Source organism: Rahnella sp. AN3-3W3, from assembly GCF_003263545.1.
In the GTDB taxonomy this organism is placed as follows: Bacteria; Pseudomonadota; Gammaproteobacteria; order Enterobacterales; family Enterobacteriaceae; genus Rahnella; species Rahnella variigena.
This window is the reverse complement of record NZ_JYDG01000046.1, coordinates 50510-65013: the sequence shown is the minus strand read 5'-3', so window position 1 is coordinate 65013 and position 14504 is coordinate 50510. Positions and strand designations below refer to the sequence as shown.

Sequence of the window (14504 nt, the reverse complement as noted above, 5' to 3'; positions counted from 1 at the left end):
CGCATTAAACCGTATTGGGCATGTGTCGTCAACGGCTTTTTGTGACAACGGTGGTGTTCGTCACCTGAATGATGCTTTTTACGACGATTTGTCGATTTAACTGCCGGAATCTGCGGTTTGCCTGACATTCACAGGCAAAATCCCATGCCGGGCGGTGTCGTATTTTGTAAGAAATTCGCGCAATTTACAGGGTTGAACGGGGGTCTAAAAGATGCCATTATTGCGCCGATTTATTAAACAACTCTGTTCCCGTTTTCACGCGACAGCTCAAGAGGGTTGCGGCATGGCTGGTTTATCACATCGCGCTTTTTATAAGTGCATAAAAAATCTGATGATGATCTCCGGGTGCTGTAAACACCACGATTTCAGCTTTTCTCCTTTTGCAGTCTCTTTCATGCGGTAAGGCTACCGTTTGTCCGCTGTTAGGCATTATTAAAAACAGAGCGTCATCCACAGGGCAATTCTCTGATTTTACTGTTGTCTATCAGACGTAGCCGGGCCTGAAACTCGATTTGTCACCACTTTGCCTCACCGGCATTGTCCTGTCGCACTCGATATCTCGCTTAGCTAACGTCATTTGCCGGGCCGGACTCTGCGCGCAATTGCTTTATGACGTAAGAACCTGCTCATTGCCGTGCCATCTGGCACACCCTCTTACTTAACCGTTTGAGAGTCTGAATGAAACACTTAAAACTTGCAGCAAGCGCTTCTGTCGCCCCTTATCTCCAGACTGCTCGTCTGGTCGTTGACCTGCGCCGCGCCGATTACGCGGACGTTGCGGCCATCATCATTTCTGTGGGTGATCTGAACCACGGCAGGCTGGCGGAGATTGAAACGCTGGGATTCGGTATTCCCGCGTTTGTTGCAGTGCAGGGAACGGAGCAGGTGTCGCCGGAATTTTTGCCTTTGCTGAAAGGCGTGATCACGCTGTCGGACGCCAACCAGGCGTTTTACGCGGCACAAATCGAATCTGCCGCACAGGCCTATGAAGAGGCGCTCTTCCCGCCGTTTTTCGACACGCTGAAAAAGTATGTCGAGATGGAGAACGCCACGTTCGCTTGTCCGGGCCATCAGGGCGGCGAGTTTTTCCGTCGTCATCCGGCAGGGCGTCAGTTTTATGATTTCTACGGCCCGAATATCTTCCGCTCTGACATGTGTAATGCGGACGTCAAACTTGGCGATTTGCTGATCCACGAAGGCTCGGCGAAAGATGCTCAAAAGTATGCCGCTAAAGTCTTCAGTGCAGATAAAACCTATTTCGTGCTTAACGGGACATCTGCCGCCAATAAAGTCGTGACTAACGCGCTGCTGACCCGCGACGATCTGGTGCTGTTCGACCGTAATAACCACAAATCAAATCATCATGGCGCGCTGTTGCAAGCGGGTGCGACGCCGGTGTATCTCGAAACAGCACGTAACCCGTTTGGGTTTATTGGCGGCATCGATGCGGCCTGTTTCGACGAAACTTATCTGCGTAAACAGATCAAAGAAGTGGCACCGGTTCGCGCTAACGAGAAACGCCCGTTCCGCCTGGCCATCATCCAGCTCGGCACCTACGACGCACGGTTTATAACGCGCGCCAGGTGGTCGATAAAATCGGTCATCTGTGCGATTACATTCTGTTTGATTCCGCATGGGTCGGTTACGAGCAGTTCATCCCGATGATGAAAGAATGTTCGCCGTTGCTGCTGGAGCTTAACGAAAACGATCCGGGGATTATCGTCACACAGTCGGTGCATAAGCAGCAGGCCGGATTCTCGCAGACTTCGCAGATCCATAAAAAAGACAATCACATTAAGGGCCAGAAGCGCCATTGCAGCCATAAAAAGCTCAACAATGCCTTTATGATGCACGCCTCAACCAGCCCGTTTTATCCGCTGTTTGCCGCACTGGACGTGAATGCGCGTATTCATGCCGGTGGCAGCGGAAAACACATGTGGATGGAGTGCGTGAAGCTGGGCATCGAAACCCGCAAAATGCTGCTGGATCAATGCTCGATGATTTTGCCGTTTGTGCCACCAGTGGTCGGCGGAAAGCGCTGGCAGGATCATGAAACCAATGAGATGGCTAACGACGTTCGGTTCTTTGATTTTGTGCCGGGAGAACGCTGGCATGCCTTCGAGGGTTATGCCGAAAAGCAGTATTTCGTTGATCCGTGCAAGCTGCTGCTGACTACGCCGGGCATTGATGCGTCCAGCGGTAAATACACTGAGTTCGGTATTCCGGCGACCATTCTGGCCAACTATCTGCGCGAGAACGGCATCGTGCCGGAGAAATGCGACCTGAACTCGATCCTGTTCCTGCTGACGCCTGCCGAAACGCCGGCCAAAATGCAGTTGCTGGTGGAAGAGCTGGTGCGTTTTGAGCAGTACATCGAAGAAGATGCGCCGCTCAGCGAAGTGCTGCCGACGGTGTATCGTAAAAACGAAGACCGTTACCGCAATTACACCATCCGTCAGCTGTGTCAGGAAATGCATAACTTGTACGTCAGTTTTGATGTTAAAGAGCTGCAAAAAGAGATGTTCCGCGAGAAGAGCTTCCCGAAAGTGGTGATGAATCCACAGGACGCGCATAACGAGTTTGTCCGCGATAACATCGAGCTGGTGGCGATTGGTGATGCGGAAGGGCGTATCGCCGCAGAAGGCGCGCTGCCGTATCCTCCGGGCGTGCTGTGCGTGGTGCCCGGCGAATTGTGGGGCGGGGCAGTTCAGCGTTACTTTATGGCGCTGGAAGAAGGGATCAACCTGTTACCGGGCTTCTCGCCGGAATTGCAGGGCGTATATATCGAGAAAAAACCGGTCGGCTGGAAACGCGTGATGGGGTATGTTCTCGCGCAATAGCCCGCATAAAAACCCATCTCCGGATGGGTTTTTTAATGGATCGTTTTTTATTGATCAATCGCGACAATAACCCTGCATGGTGATATGTGATGCAGGTCGAAAATAATCATCTTATTCAGCCAGAGTATAGATACCTGCGTCACAGTTGATTAAAAGCATAAAACGTAAATGAGAAATCACAATACTCAGCGTGATTTTCTGGAATTATAACTAATGCAGAATTCCATCTTAATAAAGGTGACTGCATGTCAGCATTAACTGAAAGGATCAGTGCGAAAGAAAAGCTGGGTTTTGGATTAGGTGATGCGGCAAGCCACATTGTTTTTGATTCTTCTGTCGCTATTCTTGCCTATTTCTATACGAATATTTATGGTTTGCCGCCAGCGGTAATGGGAACCCTGTTCTTAGTGGTCAGGGTACTTGATGCGATCACTGATCCTATTATGGGCGCGATTGCCGATCAGACCAAAAGTCGCTGGGGAAGATTTCGGCCCTGGCTACTGATTATTTGTGTGCCCTTTGCCGTCAGTTGTGTTCTGGTTTATTCCACGCCAGATTTTGAACAGACCGGTAAAATTGTTTATGCGGTTTTCGCTTATATATTTATGACCTTAATGTACACGGCGATTAATATTCCTTACTGTTCTTTAGGTGCCGCAATTACTGCCGACCCGCAGGATAATCTTTCCCTGCAATCGTGGCGTTTCGCTATTGCGCCAGTCGGGGGGGCGATGGGGACGGCGCTCATCCTGCCGTTAGCTGATTTTATCTCACCGGGAGACCGCGCAACTGGTATGCAGTGGGCGATGGGCATCTTTGGTGTCATTGGCTGCGTAATGTTCTTTGTCTGTTTCCTCACCACGCGTGAACGCATTACACCGGTAAAAGAAGAAAACATGAATATTCTTCGCGATGTGCGTGTGCTTATGCAAAACGATCAGTGGCGGATCCTCTCAGTTTATAACCTTGCCATGTTATGTGGCGTGGTGGTTCGCGGCAGTTTGCTGGTGTATTTCGTGCAATATGTTCTGCATCAGGGAAGCGGCATTATTTCCATTTTCATGATGGCGACTACCGTTGCGGCTGTTATCGGCAGTTTATTTGCCAAAAAACTGGGCTCGTGGATGTGTAAAATCCGCGCGTCCATCTGGGTGAACATATTAAATGCATTCGCAGGATTACTTTTCTTTGTGCTGCCAACCGATTACTGGATCCCTGCCTTTATTGTTCATATTGCCCTTAATTTATTACAGGGGATAAATGCCCCGCTGCAATGGTCAATGATCACGGATGCCAATAATTATGGGGAGTGGAAAACCCAGCGCCGAATTACTGGGATGAACATCGCGGCGAATATCTTTGTGATTAAACTCGGCGTGGCGATTGGTGGCGCGCTGACAGGCTGGGGGCTGGCATGGTTTGGTTATCAGGCGGGCGTGGAACAACAATCGGCGGAAGCGGTACGCGGTGTCCTGATTTTATTCACCGTCTTACCGGCTATTTTCTATCTGATTACGGCTTTCTCTATCCGTTACTACCAGCTGACGGAAGAGCGTATGAATCATATTGTCAGTGATCTGGGTGACGGAAAATTCCAGACACAAAGTTTGCAGACAGAGAGTTTACAGACTCACAGTTAAGATATTCGTCCCGGCGCCTCACGCCTGAGAAGCCGGGACGATAAACGTTAATCTACGCGGCGGTAACTGCGCTGAGTATTGTTCACTTTGTACAGATAGCGGCGGGATTCTGCCGACGGATGTTTGGTCGTCAGAGTGGTGTACACATCGCCCGGCGCCATATTGTTGATGATGTTAAACGCCTGTGTTTTGTTCTGTGAGAACACGCGCAGAACACTGCCTGCACCGCCGTTATAAGCGGTAATCACAGCATAGCGACGTGATGTCGGGTTGTTGATGTTCCCCAGATACACGTTTTGCAGCATCGCAAGATAAGCCGTGCCGGTATTGATATTATTTTGCGGATCAAACAGATAGCTTCGGCTTGGCTTGCCCCATTTTCCTTCAGATTTAAACACATCGACACCCGCGGTATGCTGCACAACCTGCATCAGGCCCAGCGCATCGGCATTACTCACCGCATACGGGTTAAAGGCTGATTCGGTTTGCATGATCGCCAGGATCAGAGACTGATCGACGCCATATTTAGCTGATGCTTCACGGATCATCGGCAGATATTTATGCGCACGTTTGTTCAGGTGGTTCGGCACCATCTGGATCGTCACGGAATAAATCACGTGCAGACCGGACTGACGGCGCATCAGTTTGTTCTGAATCAGATAATCAGCAAAGCTTGCTGCACGGCCTTCCCAGCGGATTGGCTGGCCGGTGTTGTCGAGAACCTGACCGTACAACATCGGTTCACGGCTGATCTGGATATCATTGGCGTCGGAATAAAGGTCAACATTGCCCGGATCGTCGCCCACCAGCAAGGTACTGATAATGGCCTGACGCAAGCTGGCCGCCGGATCCGTGCCAGAAATAGTCTCAAGGGTGATGGTACCCGCATCAAAGTTGATGTGGCTGCGGGTGTAATACTGATCGCTATATTTCACGTAGTCTTTCGGACCCGCGATCAGCACTTCGTTCATACCCCAGATATTTTCGATGTTATGGGCGAACTGCCCCATCAAAATATCGAATCCGTTGGTGTCTTTCACATAAGCTTCGTTGAACTGGTCTTTCTTGCTGCCGGAGCAGGAGATCAACATGGGCGCGATAACCAGCAAAGCTAAAATTTTCTTCATCTTACAAACCGTTTCTGATGAAAGAAGCAGGCACCCGGAGTACCTGCCTTAATGTTTTAACCATTGTTATAAATGATTATTTTGACGGCGGGGTATAGCCTTCGATATGCACGTCCTGACCTTCGAACAGGAAGTTGACCATTTCCTGTTCCAGCAGTTTGCGGTCTTCCGGATTCATCATGCTGAGTTTCTTTTCGTTGATCAGCATGGTTTGTTTGGCCATCCACTGCGACCAGGCTTCTTTCGAAATCTCATTGAAGATACGTTTGCCAATCTCGCCAGGGTACAGCTGGAAGTCTTGTCCTTCAGCATCGCGCTTGAGAAAAGTACAAAAAATCGTTCTGCTCATGCTAATTCCTTATCGATCGTTCTTTTGGGTCGGTTCTTTAGCCAGTTGCGTCAACAGACGCTCTACCGGCGCGGCCAGCCCGACGGATTGTGGTTGCGCTAAGTTATACCAGAGACCCGCACCTTCATCCATGCAACCCGCGGAAGAACGCAGATTTAACCACATCGGGACGATATCCAGATGGAAATGGCTGAAAGTGTGACGAAAAGCGGTCTGCTGCTGCAACTGATTTTGCGTAACACCGTATTTTTTCAGACCAATAGCCAGTTCATCTTCGGTGGTAAATTGCGGGAAGCAGAACAATCCGCCCCACAAGCCGACCGGCGGACGCTGTTCCAGCCAGACTTTATCTTCCTGCTGGATCATCAGCATAAACGCGGTCTTTTCCGGCAGGGTTTTCTTAGGTTTTTTACCGGGATAATTCGCCCAGCTGTGATGCGCATAAGCTTCACAGCCGGATTTCACCGGGCACAGCTCGCATTTTGGCTTGCTGCGGGTGCAAACCATCGCGCCTAAATCCATCATTGCCTGATTAAACTGAGCAACACCTTCGGCGGGCGTGACGTCTTCGCTTATCGTCCACAGTTTGTTTTCGGTTTTCTTCTCGCCCGGCCAGCCGTTAACAGCATAGCAGCGGGCCAGCACGCGCTTCACATTCCCGTCTAAAATAGGGTAGTGCTGATTCAATGCCAGCGACAAAACCGCGCCGGCGGTGGAACGGCCAATGCCCGGCAACGCGAGAATTTCATCAAAAGTTGTCGGAAATACGCCGCCGTGCTGGCTGGCGATGGTCTGCGCCGCTTTATGCAGGTTACGCGCACGGGCGTAATAACCCAGCCCGGTCCACAGATGAAGAACTTCATCGAGCGGCGCAGCAGCGAGATCAGACACCGTCGGGAAGCGTTGCATAAAACGTTCAAAATACGGGATAACAGTCGTTACCTGCGTTTGCTGCAACATCACTTCTGAAAGCCAGACTTTATAAGGTGTTTTTGCGATTTGCCACGGCAGCGTTTTGCGGCCATAGCGCTGATACCAGTCGAGCACCAGAGGTGAGAAACGTTGGGCTTCCATCATGGGTGAGTTACAGTCCGGCAGGGTTAAAAGACGGGGCTGATCACATCACAGTTCCCGTCTGGCTGTAAACCGGAACTTTCCGCACTGTATTGACGGATTTCCTGCCCGCAAGCCTTGCTAATCGGGAGTAAGTTTGGATAATGCGCCTTTCCTTATATTTAGTGACCAAAGCACAGGCATCCGCGCGCGGGTACCGCGTCTTGCCAATCGGAGTGGAAACACCATGAAAAACGACGTCATTTCACCGGAGTTCGACGAGAACGGTCGCGCAATGCGCCGTATCCGTAGTTTTGTCCGCCGTCAGGGCCGTCTGACTAAAGGTCAGCAATTCGCGCTGGACAACTTCTGGCCGGTGATGGGCGTGGAGTTTCAGGCCGAATCCCTGGATATTGATGCCTTATTTGGTCGCTCTGCACCTGTGGTACTGGAAATCGGTTTCGGCATGGGCACATCGCTCGTCACCATGGCGCAACAGAATCCTGACCAGAACTTTATCGGGATTGAAGTACACTCACCGGGTGTTGGCGCGTGTCTGGCAACGGCGCACGAAGAGGGCGTCAGCAACCTGCGCGTGATGTGTCACGATGCGGTTGAAGTGCTGGAAAAAATGATTCCGGATGGCTCGCTCGATATGGTGCAGCTATTCTTTCCTGACCCGTGGCACAAAGCGCGCCATAATAAGCGCCGTATCGTGCAGCCTGAGTTCGCCGAGAAGCTGCGCAAGAAACTAAAAGTGGGCGGTGTATTCCACATGGCAACCGACTGGGAGCCGTATGCGGAGCACATGCTCGAAGTGATGACCCGTTTAGAAAGCTGGGCGAATCTGTCGCAGGAAGGTAATTATGTCCCGCGTCCTGAATCGCGCCCGGTAACCAAGTTCGAAATGCGTGGCCAGCGTTTAGGCCACGGCGTGTGGGATCTGATGTTTGAGAGGAAGCAATAATGGCTACAAATCGCAGTCGTCGTTTACGTAAGAAGTTACACATTGCCGAGTTCCAGGAACTGGGCTTCTCTGTAAAATGGCGTTTCCCGGAAGGTACCGCGGTAGAAACCATTGATGAATCCCTGGATAAATTCATCGACGGTGTGATCGAGCCAAACAAACTGGCTTTCGATGGCAGTGGCTATCTGCAATGGGAAGGTCTGGTTTGCCGTCAGGACATCGGTCACTGCACTGATGAACAGCGCGCGCAGGTCAAAAAATGGTTAGAAGACCAGAAAATGGAAGACGTGGAAGTTTCTGAGTTATTCGATATCTGGTGGGACTGATTCCACCGGTCAGATAAATTCTGAATCTTTGAAAGGTGCCTTCCGGCACCTTTGTTACATCTGGAGGCAGGACGTTGGGTACCGAACTCGATAACAGTTTGCTGGAAGATATTCTGGCGCAGGTCAGGCCGCTGATTGGCCGTGGCAACGTTGCCGATTATATTCCTGCGCTGGCGGAAGTCAGCCCCGATCATTTAGGGATTGCCGTGTGTACCACGAAAGGGGAGATCTTTCGTGCCGGTGATGCCGATATGCGTTTCTCGATCCAGTCGATCTCAAAAGTGCTCAGCCTGACGCTGGCGCTGACCCGTTATCAGGAAAGCGAAATCTGGCAGCGCGTCGGCAAAGAGCCGTCCGGTCAGCCGTTCAATTCGCTGGTTCAGCTTGAGCTTGAACAGGGAAAACCGCGTAATCCGTTTATCAATCCGGGCGCGCTGGTGGTCTGCGATATGCTGCAAACCCGGCTCTCCGCACCGAAACAGAGAATGCTGGAAGTGGTGCGTCAGCTGGCCGGATCGGCAGATCTCAACTACGATCGGCACGTTGCCCGTTCAGAGTTCGAGCATTCTGACCGCAACGCGGCGATTGCTTATCTGATGAAGTCTTTCGGTAATTTCGACAACGACGTCATCACCGTTTTGCATACCTACTTTCACTACTGTGCATTGCGCATGAGCTGTGAAGAACTGGCACGGACGTTTGTTTATCTTGCCAATAAAGGGCATCCGCTGGGCAGCGAGACACCGCTCATCGATGCCCGTCAGGCGCGGCAGATTAATGCGATGATGGTCACCAGCGGCATGTACGACGGCGCGGGTGAATTCGCTTACCGCGTCGGTATGCCGGGTAAATCTGGCGTCGGCGGCGGCATCATTGCCGTGGTGCCTGGCGAGATGTGCATTGCGGTTTGGTCACCGGAACTTGATGCGGCAGGGAACTCTTTGGCAGGTATTGCTGCCTTAGAATTACTGGCGCAACGTATTGGCCGTTCAATTTTTTGAGTTTGCTGTCTTAAGGGAGAGTACATGTTAGTAAAAAGTGGAGTGGTAAAAACCGGACTTGCTGCGTTACTGGCGCTGAGCGCGTGGAGCGCACAGGCTGATTATCAGTGTGCCGTCCAGCCTAAGGATGACGTGATCATCAAGCCGCAGACCGTTCAGGTTGTCGGTAACAGCGGTGATCTGCTGATCACACCAAACGGTAACGTGACCCTCAACGGAAAAGACATGACCCTGAGCGCCAGACAGCGTCAGGAAGCCATCGACTATCAGGCCGGTTTACGCCGTGACCTGCCGTGGATTGACCAGGGCGCGACGGCGCATCTTGAAAAAGGCCGGGTTGCGGTTGACCGTGTGATCGTCGAAAAACTGGGCAGTGACAGCAACGTGCGTAACCGCCTGGTTAAGCTCGATAAGCAGCTGAAAGAGCAGATGAACCTGATTATCGAACACCGCACTGATGGCCTGACTTTCCATCATAAAGCAGTGGATCAGGTGAAGCAAAATGGCCAGAAGCTGATGGAACAAACCATGGGCGGCGTCATGCAGGACAGCATCAACGAGATGGGACTCAAACAGGCTACGAGTGGCGGAAATCCACTGCAGGCGATGATGGGTAATCTCGGCGGTTTACAACAGGCCGTTCAGGAAGAGTGGAACAAGCAGGAAAAAGAGTTTAAAGCTTTTGGCGATGACGTCTGTAAGCGCGTGACCAATCTGGATACTCAGCACAAAGCCTTGCTGGCAGATTTGAAACAGTAAGTTGCCAAATGACAGATACAAAAAAACCGCGATTACGCGGTTTTTTTTTGCCCCTAAACCTTACTCCGCCAAAAACAGCTCCAGCAGCGAATTCAGGAACAGCTTTCCTTTGCTGGTGATCTGCCAGTGCGTGTCGGTTTCGACCAGATATTCTTTGGCGATCGCTTCGTCTAACTGTGCGCGGATCACCGATTCATCCAGCCCGGTATACAGACCAAACTCTTCACGCGGCGCGGCTTCCAGCAGGCGGAAGCGGTTCATGAAGAATTCAAACGGCAAATCTTCGGTTTCCACCGGATGCTGTTTATCCATATAACGACCCTGCATGTAACCGCGGGGGTGTTTGGTTTTGACGGTACGCAGGATTTGCCCGTCGGGCTGCGTCAGTTTGCCGTGCGCGCCACAACCGATGCCGAGGTAATCCCCGAAGCGCCAGTAGTTCAGGTTGTGCTGACACTGATAGCCCGGTTTGGCATACGCCGAGGTTTCGTATTGCTGGTATCCGGCTGCGGTCAGCAACTGATCGCCTTGCTCGAAAATATCCCACAGCGCGTCATCATCCGGCAGTTTAGGCGGACGCGAGGCATACATCGTATTTGGTTCGATAGTCAGCTGATACCAGGACAAATGCGGCGGATTGAGTGCGATTGCCTGACGCAAATCGTCCAGTGCTTCTTCCAGTGTCTGATCCGGCAAACCATGCATCAGATCCAGATTGAAGCTGCGCAGGTTCAGGCCAGTCGCCAGATGTGCCGCACGTTTGGCTTCGTCAGGGCCGTGAATACGCCCCAGACGCTCCAGTTTCTGTGCATCAAAACTTTGCACGCCGATGGAAATACGGTTTACCCCCGCGCGCTGGTAGCCGCTGAAGCGGTCTGCTTCGACGGTACCGGGATTGGCTTCCATGGTAATTTCAGCGTGAGCGTCGAGTGGCAACCGCGCACGCACGCCATCGAGCAGATTCTGCATTGCGTCGCTGCTCAGCAGGCTTGGGGTTCCGCCGCCGATAAAAATGGTCCCTACGCTGCGTCCGCCCACCAGATGCAGATCCGCATCTAAATCTGCCAGCAGATGTGCGACATAATCGTCATGCGGCACTTCGCCCTTTAACGCGTGCGAGTTGAAATCGCAGTAAGGGCATTTTTGCACGCACCACGGAATATGAATGTAGAGACTCAGCGGCGGTAACTTACGCATTCTTCTGTACTGCCTCTTTCATCGCGGCAAACAACAGTTTCAATGCCTGACCCCGGTGCGACACCGCACTTTTTTCTTCACGGCTCAGTTCTGCGGCGGTTTTACTCAGCTCAGGAACATAGAAAATCGGGTCATAACCAAAGCCGCCTTCACCTGCCTGGGCAAAGGTGATTTCACCCGCCCAGCTGCCGTGGCACACCAGCGGCGTCGGGTCTTCAGCATGGCGCATATAGACCAGCACGCAGTGGAACTGTGCTTTACGCTGGCCCTGTGGAACGTCCTTCAGCGCGACCAGCAGTTTATCGAGATTCTGCTGATCAGAGGCATCAACGCCTGCGTAGCGCGCAGAGTAAATCCCCGGCGCACCACCGAGAAAATCAACCGCCAGGCCGGAGTCATCTGCCACAGCAGGTAAACCGGTGACAGCCGCCGCGTGGCGGGCTTTCAGGATGGCATTCTCAATGAACGTCAGACCGGTTTCTTCGGCGGATTCAACGCCGAGTTCGGTTTGTGCCACCACGTCCAGCCCGAAATCGGCCAGAAGATGTGCGAGTTCACGCACTTTACCGGCGTTGCCGGTAGCTAATACGACTTTCTGCATGGGAGAGTCCTGACTTAAACGTTATTCTGCGAGCAGTACCGCGACCTCAGTCGGGATATTTTGCGGATGGATAATGCGGACTTGTTTATGGCGGCCCAGCTCGCCCTTTTCGATGCTTATCTGACTTTTGGCGACTTTAAACTGTTTTGAGAGAAATTTCACCAGATGTGTGTTGGCCTGTCCGTCTACCGGCGGGGCGGTGATGGCGACTTTCAGTTCGTCGCCATGCAAACCGACCAGGCTGTCACGGCTGGCTTTGGGCTGGATAACCAGCCGCAAAACCAGCGCGTCAGATTGCCAGTACGCCGGGCTTAAAGCTGGAACCACAGCGCACCCAACAGATCCATTCCGAGATAATTCAGCATATACAGGATCAGGATTACGACCATCGCTGAGAAATCAATGCCGCCCATTGCCGGGAGTATGCGGCGGATTGGCGCCATCAGCGGCTCAGTCAGTTGCATCAGCAGATAATCCATTGGTCCGCGGCCCTGGCTCACCCAGCTCATCAGCGAGCGGATAATGACCAGCCAGAACACCAGATAACCCGCGGCTTTGACCAGCCCTATCAGGCCTATCAGCAGACTGCTCAGACCAAAGAAGATAGCGCCGCTTTGGATAAGTAACAGCAGCGGGAATTTAATGGTGCAAAGAATGAAAGCCAGCAGCAGGCTTGCGCTGTCAATCGGGCCCAGCGGCGGAATAATCCGGCGAAGTGGTCCGATAATCGGCTGAGTAATCTTCACCACGAACTGTGAAAACGGGTTGTAAAAATCTGTACGTGCCCATTGCATCCAGATGCGCAGCAGCAGAACCATCACGTAGAGATCTATGAGGGTTTTAACCAGAAAAGTCAGCGTTAACATAATTCTCCTATGCCCTTCATCCTTCGCGCTGCTTCTGCGTTGGCTGCCTTCGCAAACCCCGGTCACATACTGATGTATGCTCCCGGCGATTTGACTCAGTTGCCGCCTTGATGCAACACGAATGATTTTGGGCAGTGTTATTTTATTATTTGCTCTTATTAGAACAGTTTTTCCATTTCCTGCGCGCGGGTAATGGCGGCCTGCATGGCCTCGGAAACGATCTCCGGTAATTGTCGGTCGGTGAACACTTTCAGAGCTTCAAAGGTCGTGCCGCCTTTGGACGTCACATTCTCACGAAGTTGTGACAATGGCGTGTCCGGGCTGGCCGCAACCAGTGCGCTGGCACCGCTGGCGGCTTGTTCAACCAGCATCCGTGCGGTTTCTGCACTGAAACCCAGACGCTGCGCTTCAGCCTGCATTGCTTCCATAAACAGGAAGAAATACGCCGGTGCGCTGCCTGCGGCGGCAATCACGTGGTTGATACCTTCTTCGGTATCAACCCAGCAGATTTTGCCCACGGCAGTCATCAGTTCGCCGCTGTAATCACGATCTGTCTGCGAAACCTGATCAGGTGCATACAAGCCGCTCATGCCCTGGCCGACCAGCGAAGGCGTGTTAGGCATGATGCGCACGATGTTGAGATTATCGCCCAGCAACTCGCAGAAGCGCGCCACGCTGACGCCTGCGGCAATCGACAGTACCAGCTTGTCGCTAAAATCCACGTCTTTTTGCAGTGCTTTACATACATCCGCCATCATCTGCGGTTTTACAGACAATACAACGACATCTGCCGCTTTCGCACAGGCGTTGTTATCACTGCTGCTCTGTACGCCATATTTTGCGGCCAGCGCATCGCGATGGGTGGTGGAAGGGGCACAAACGCTGATCATATTGGCCGGATAACCACTTTCAACCAGGCCTGAAATGATGGCGCCCGCCATGTTACCGGCACCGATAAAACATATTTTGCGATGTTGCATTCATGCTCCTTGCTTTTAATGGGGGCTGAACTGAGCCAATCAATAGTAAAGCAGTATACCGACAGATAGCGGTTACTGTTTTACGCTGTAATCACGGGCACCGAAAATAGCGGTACCGATACGAACCATGGTGCTTCCGGCGGCAATCGCAGCGGGCATATCATCGGTCATGCCCATCGATAACGTATCTGCCTGCGGACAAATGCTCTGTAAAGCTTTCAGGGCTTCACGCATCTGACCGAAGACTTCCAGCTGGCGCGCATAGTCGGTTTCTGCGGCCGGAATGGCCATCAGACCGCGCAGCGTCAGGTTAGACATCGCCATAATCTGCATCGCCAGTTCGTTGATTTCACCCACAGCAATACCAGATTTACTGGCTTCGTCGCTGATATTCACCTGAATCAGCACCTGTAACGGCGCTAAACCCGCCGGACGTTGCTCGTTCAGGCGCTGGGCGATTTTCAGGCGGTCAATGGTATGACACCAGTCGAAGTTCTCCGCCACCAGACGACTTTTATTCGACTGCAACGGCCCGATGAAATGCCAGGTCAGCGCAGGCTGATGTCCGGCAAAGTGGGCAATCTTATCCACGCCTTCCTGCACGTAGTTTTCGCCGAATGCTAACTGCCCGGCGGTAATCGCTTCTTCGACAGCGCTCGCAGGTTTAGTTTTACTCACTGCAAGCAAGGTAATTTCTTCCGGAGGCCTGCCGCAAAGGTGTGCAGCGGCTGCGATTTTCTCACGGACATTGTGTAAGTTCTGCTCAATAGCGTTTTGCTGACTAATGCTCATAGGGAC

General features: G+C 52.2%; 14 protein-coding genes and 1 pseudogene. 6 read left to right on the top strand and 9 right to left on the bottom strand.

Annotated features, from left to right (window positions below):
• Window positions 1–678 precede the first annotated feature (678 nt).
• A pseudogene (gene speF, locus UC15_RS14020) lies at window positions 679–2840 on the top strand (ornithine decarboxylase SpeF).
• Between the two features lie 245 nt (window positions 2841–3085).
• Window positions 3086–4480 (top strand): glycoside-pentoside-hexuronide (GPH):cation symporter, encoded by a 1395-nt coding sequence (locus UC15_RS14015; RefSeq protein WP_112289021.1) that lies wholly within the window; start codon window positions 3086–3088, stop codon window positions 4478–4480.
• A gap of 47 nt (window positions 4481–4527) precedes the next feature.
• Here UC15_RS14015 and mltC read toward each other — a convergent pair whose 3' ends face one another.
• From mltC to mutY, 3 genes are all read right to left on the bottom strand, one after another.
• Window positions 4528–5607 (bottom strand): membrane-bound lytic murein transglycosylase MltC, encoded by a 1080-nt coding sequence (gene mltC / locus UC15_RS14010; RefSeq protein ID WP_112289020.1) that lies wholly within the window; start codon window positions 5605–5607, stop codon window positions 4528–4530.
• Between the two features lie 76 nt (window positions 5608–5683).
• A complete protein-coding gene (locus UC15_RS14005) occupies window positions 5684–5956 on the bottom strand; it encodes an oxidative damage protection protein (protein ID WP_112289019.1) in 273 nt (90 codons plus the stop codon).
• A gap of 9 nt (window positions 5957–5965) precedes the next feature.
• Entirely contained in the window at window positions 5966–7033 is a 1068-nt protein-coding gene (mutY, locus tag UC15_RS14000; protein ID WP_112289018.1) for an A/G-specific adenine glycosylase, read from the bottom strand.
• 223 nt (window positions 7034–7256) lie between these two features.
• On the opposite strand from mutY, the gene trmB reads away from it, so the two are divergent.
• The 4 genes from trmB to UC15_RS13980 all read left to right on the top strand — a co-directional run bounded on the left by trmB (window position 7257) and on the right by UC15_RS13980 (window position 10062).
• Complete coding sequence (gene trmB / locus UC15_RS13995) at window positions 7257–7976, top strand: tRNA (guanosine(46)-N7)-methyltransferase TrmB (protein ID WP_112289017.1); 720 nt, start codon at window positions 7257–7259, stop codon at window positions 7974–7976.
• Window positions 7976–8302 (top strand): YggL family protein, encoded by a 327-nt coding sequence (locus tag UC15_RS13990; protein ID WP_095924788.1) that lies wholly within the window; start codon window positions 7976–7978, stop codon window positions 8300–8302. The genes trmB and UC15_RS13990 overlap by 1 nt, the downstream gene beginning before the upstream one ends.
• A 74-nt stretch (window positions 8303–8376) precedes the next feature.
• Window positions 8377–9303, top strand: a complete 927-nt coding sequence (gene glsB / locus UC15_RS13985) for a glutaminase B (RefSeq protein ID WP_112289016.1) — start codon at window positions 8377–8379, stop codon at window positions 9301–9303.
• 24 nt (window positions 9304–9327) lie between these two features.
• On the top strand, window positions 9328–10062 hold the full coding sequence (locus tag UC15_RS13980; protein ID WP_112289015.1) for a DUF2884 domain-containing protein: 735 nt from the start codon (window positions 9328–9330) through the stop codon (window positions 10060–10062).
• A 60-nt stretch (window positions 10063–10122) separates the two neighbouring features.
• Here the strand turns inward: UC15_RS13980 and hemW are convergent, their stop codons facing one another.
• From hemW to UC15_RS13945, 6 genes are all read right to left on the bottom strand, one after another.
• Window positions 10123–11259, bottom strand: a complete 1137-nt coding sequence (hemW, locus tag UC15_RS13975) for a radical SAM family heme chaperone HemW (RefSeq protein WP_112289014.1) — start codon at window positions 11257–11259, stop codon at window positions 10123–10125.
• Window positions 11252–11860, bottom strand: coding sequence for an XTP/dITP diphosphatase (locus tag UC15_RS13970; protein ID WP_112289013.1), 609 nt, complete (start codon window positions 11858–11860; stop codon window positions 11252–11254). The genes hemW and UC15_RS13970 overlap by 8 nt, the downstream gene beginning before the upstream one ends.
• A 21-nt stretch (window positions 11861–11881) precedes the next feature.
• Window positions 11882–12187 carry a DUF167 family protein YggU gene (gene yggU, locus UC15_RS13965; protein ID WP_112289012.1) on the bottom strand — a complete coding sequence of 102 codons (306 nt, stop codon included), beginning with the start codon at window positions 12185–12187 and terminating at the stop codon, window positions 11882–11884.
• Window positions 12172–12726, bottom strand: a complete 555-nt coding sequence (locus tag UC15_RS13960; protein WP_013576832.1) for a YggT family protein — start codon at window positions 12724–12726, stop codon at window positions 12172–12174. The genes yggU and UC15_RS13960 overlap by 16 nt, the downstream gene beginning before the upstream one ends.
• A gap of 158 nt (window positions 12727–12884) precedes the next feature.
• Entirely contained in the window at window positions 12885–13706 is an 822-nt protein-coding gene (gene proC / locus UC15_RS13950; protein WP_112289011.1) for a pyrroline-5-carboxylate reductase, read from the bottom strand.
• Window positions 13707–13778: 72 nt separating this feature from the next.
• A complete protein-coding gene (locus UC15_RS13945; protein ID WP_112289010.1) occupies window positions 13779–14498 on the bottom strand; it encodes a YggS family pyridoxal phosphate-dependent enzyme in 720 nt (239 codons plus the stop codon).
• Between the last annotated feature and the right edge of the window lie 6 nt (window positions 14499–14504).

Excerpts from the sequence above, each read along its gene's own strand:
- UC15_RS13980 (WP_112289015.1), top strand. The coding sequence starts at position 9,328 with ATGTTAGTAAAAAGTGGAGTGGTAAAAACCGGACTTGCTGCGTTACTG.
- UC15_RS14015 (WP_112289021.1), top strand. The coding sequence starts at position 3,086 with ATGTCAGCATTAACTGAAAGGATCAGTGCGAAAGAAAAGCTGGGTTTT.
- UC15_RS13945 (WP_112289010.1), bottom strand. The coding sequence starts at position 14,498 with ATGAGCATTAGTCAGCAAAACGCTATTGAGCAGAACTTACACAATGTC.
- UC15_RS13960 (WP_013576832.1), bottom strand. The coding sequence starts at position 12,726 with ATGTTAACGCTGACTTTTCTGGTTAAAACCCTCATAGATCTCTACGTG.
- UC15_RS14005 (WP_112289019.1), bottom strand. The coding sequence starts at position 5,956 with ATGAGCAGAACGATTTTTTGTACTTTTCTCAAGCGCGATGCTGAAGGA.
- UC15_RS13970 (WP_112289013.1), bottom strand. The coding sequence starts at position 11,860 with ATGCAGAAAGTCGTATTAGCTACCGGCAACGCCGGTAAAGTGCGTGAA.
- trmB (WP_112289017.1), top strand. The coding sequence starts at position 7,257 with ATGAAAAACGACGTCATTTCACCGGAGTTCGACGAGAACGGTCGCGCA.
- mutY (WP_112289018.1), bottom strand. The coding sequence starts at position 7,033 with ATGATGGAAGCCCAACGTTTCTCACCTCTGGTGCTCGACTGGTATCAG.
- hemW (WP_112289014.1), bottom strand. The coding sequence starts at position 11,259 with ATGCGTAAGTTACCGCCGCTGAGTCTCTACATTCATATTCCGTGGTGC.
- proC (WP_112289011.1), bottom strand. The coding sequence starts at position 13,706 with ATGCAACATCGCAAAATATGTTTTATCGGTGCCGGTAACATGGCGGGC.
- UC15_RS13990 (WP_095924788.1), top strand. The coding sequence starts at position 7,976 with ATGGCTACAAATCGCAGTCGTCGTTTACGTAAGAAGTTACACATTGCC.
- mltC (WP_112289020.1), bottom strand. The coding sequence starts at position 5,607 with ATGAAGAAAATTTTAGCTTTGCTGGTTATCGCGCCCATGTTGATCTCC.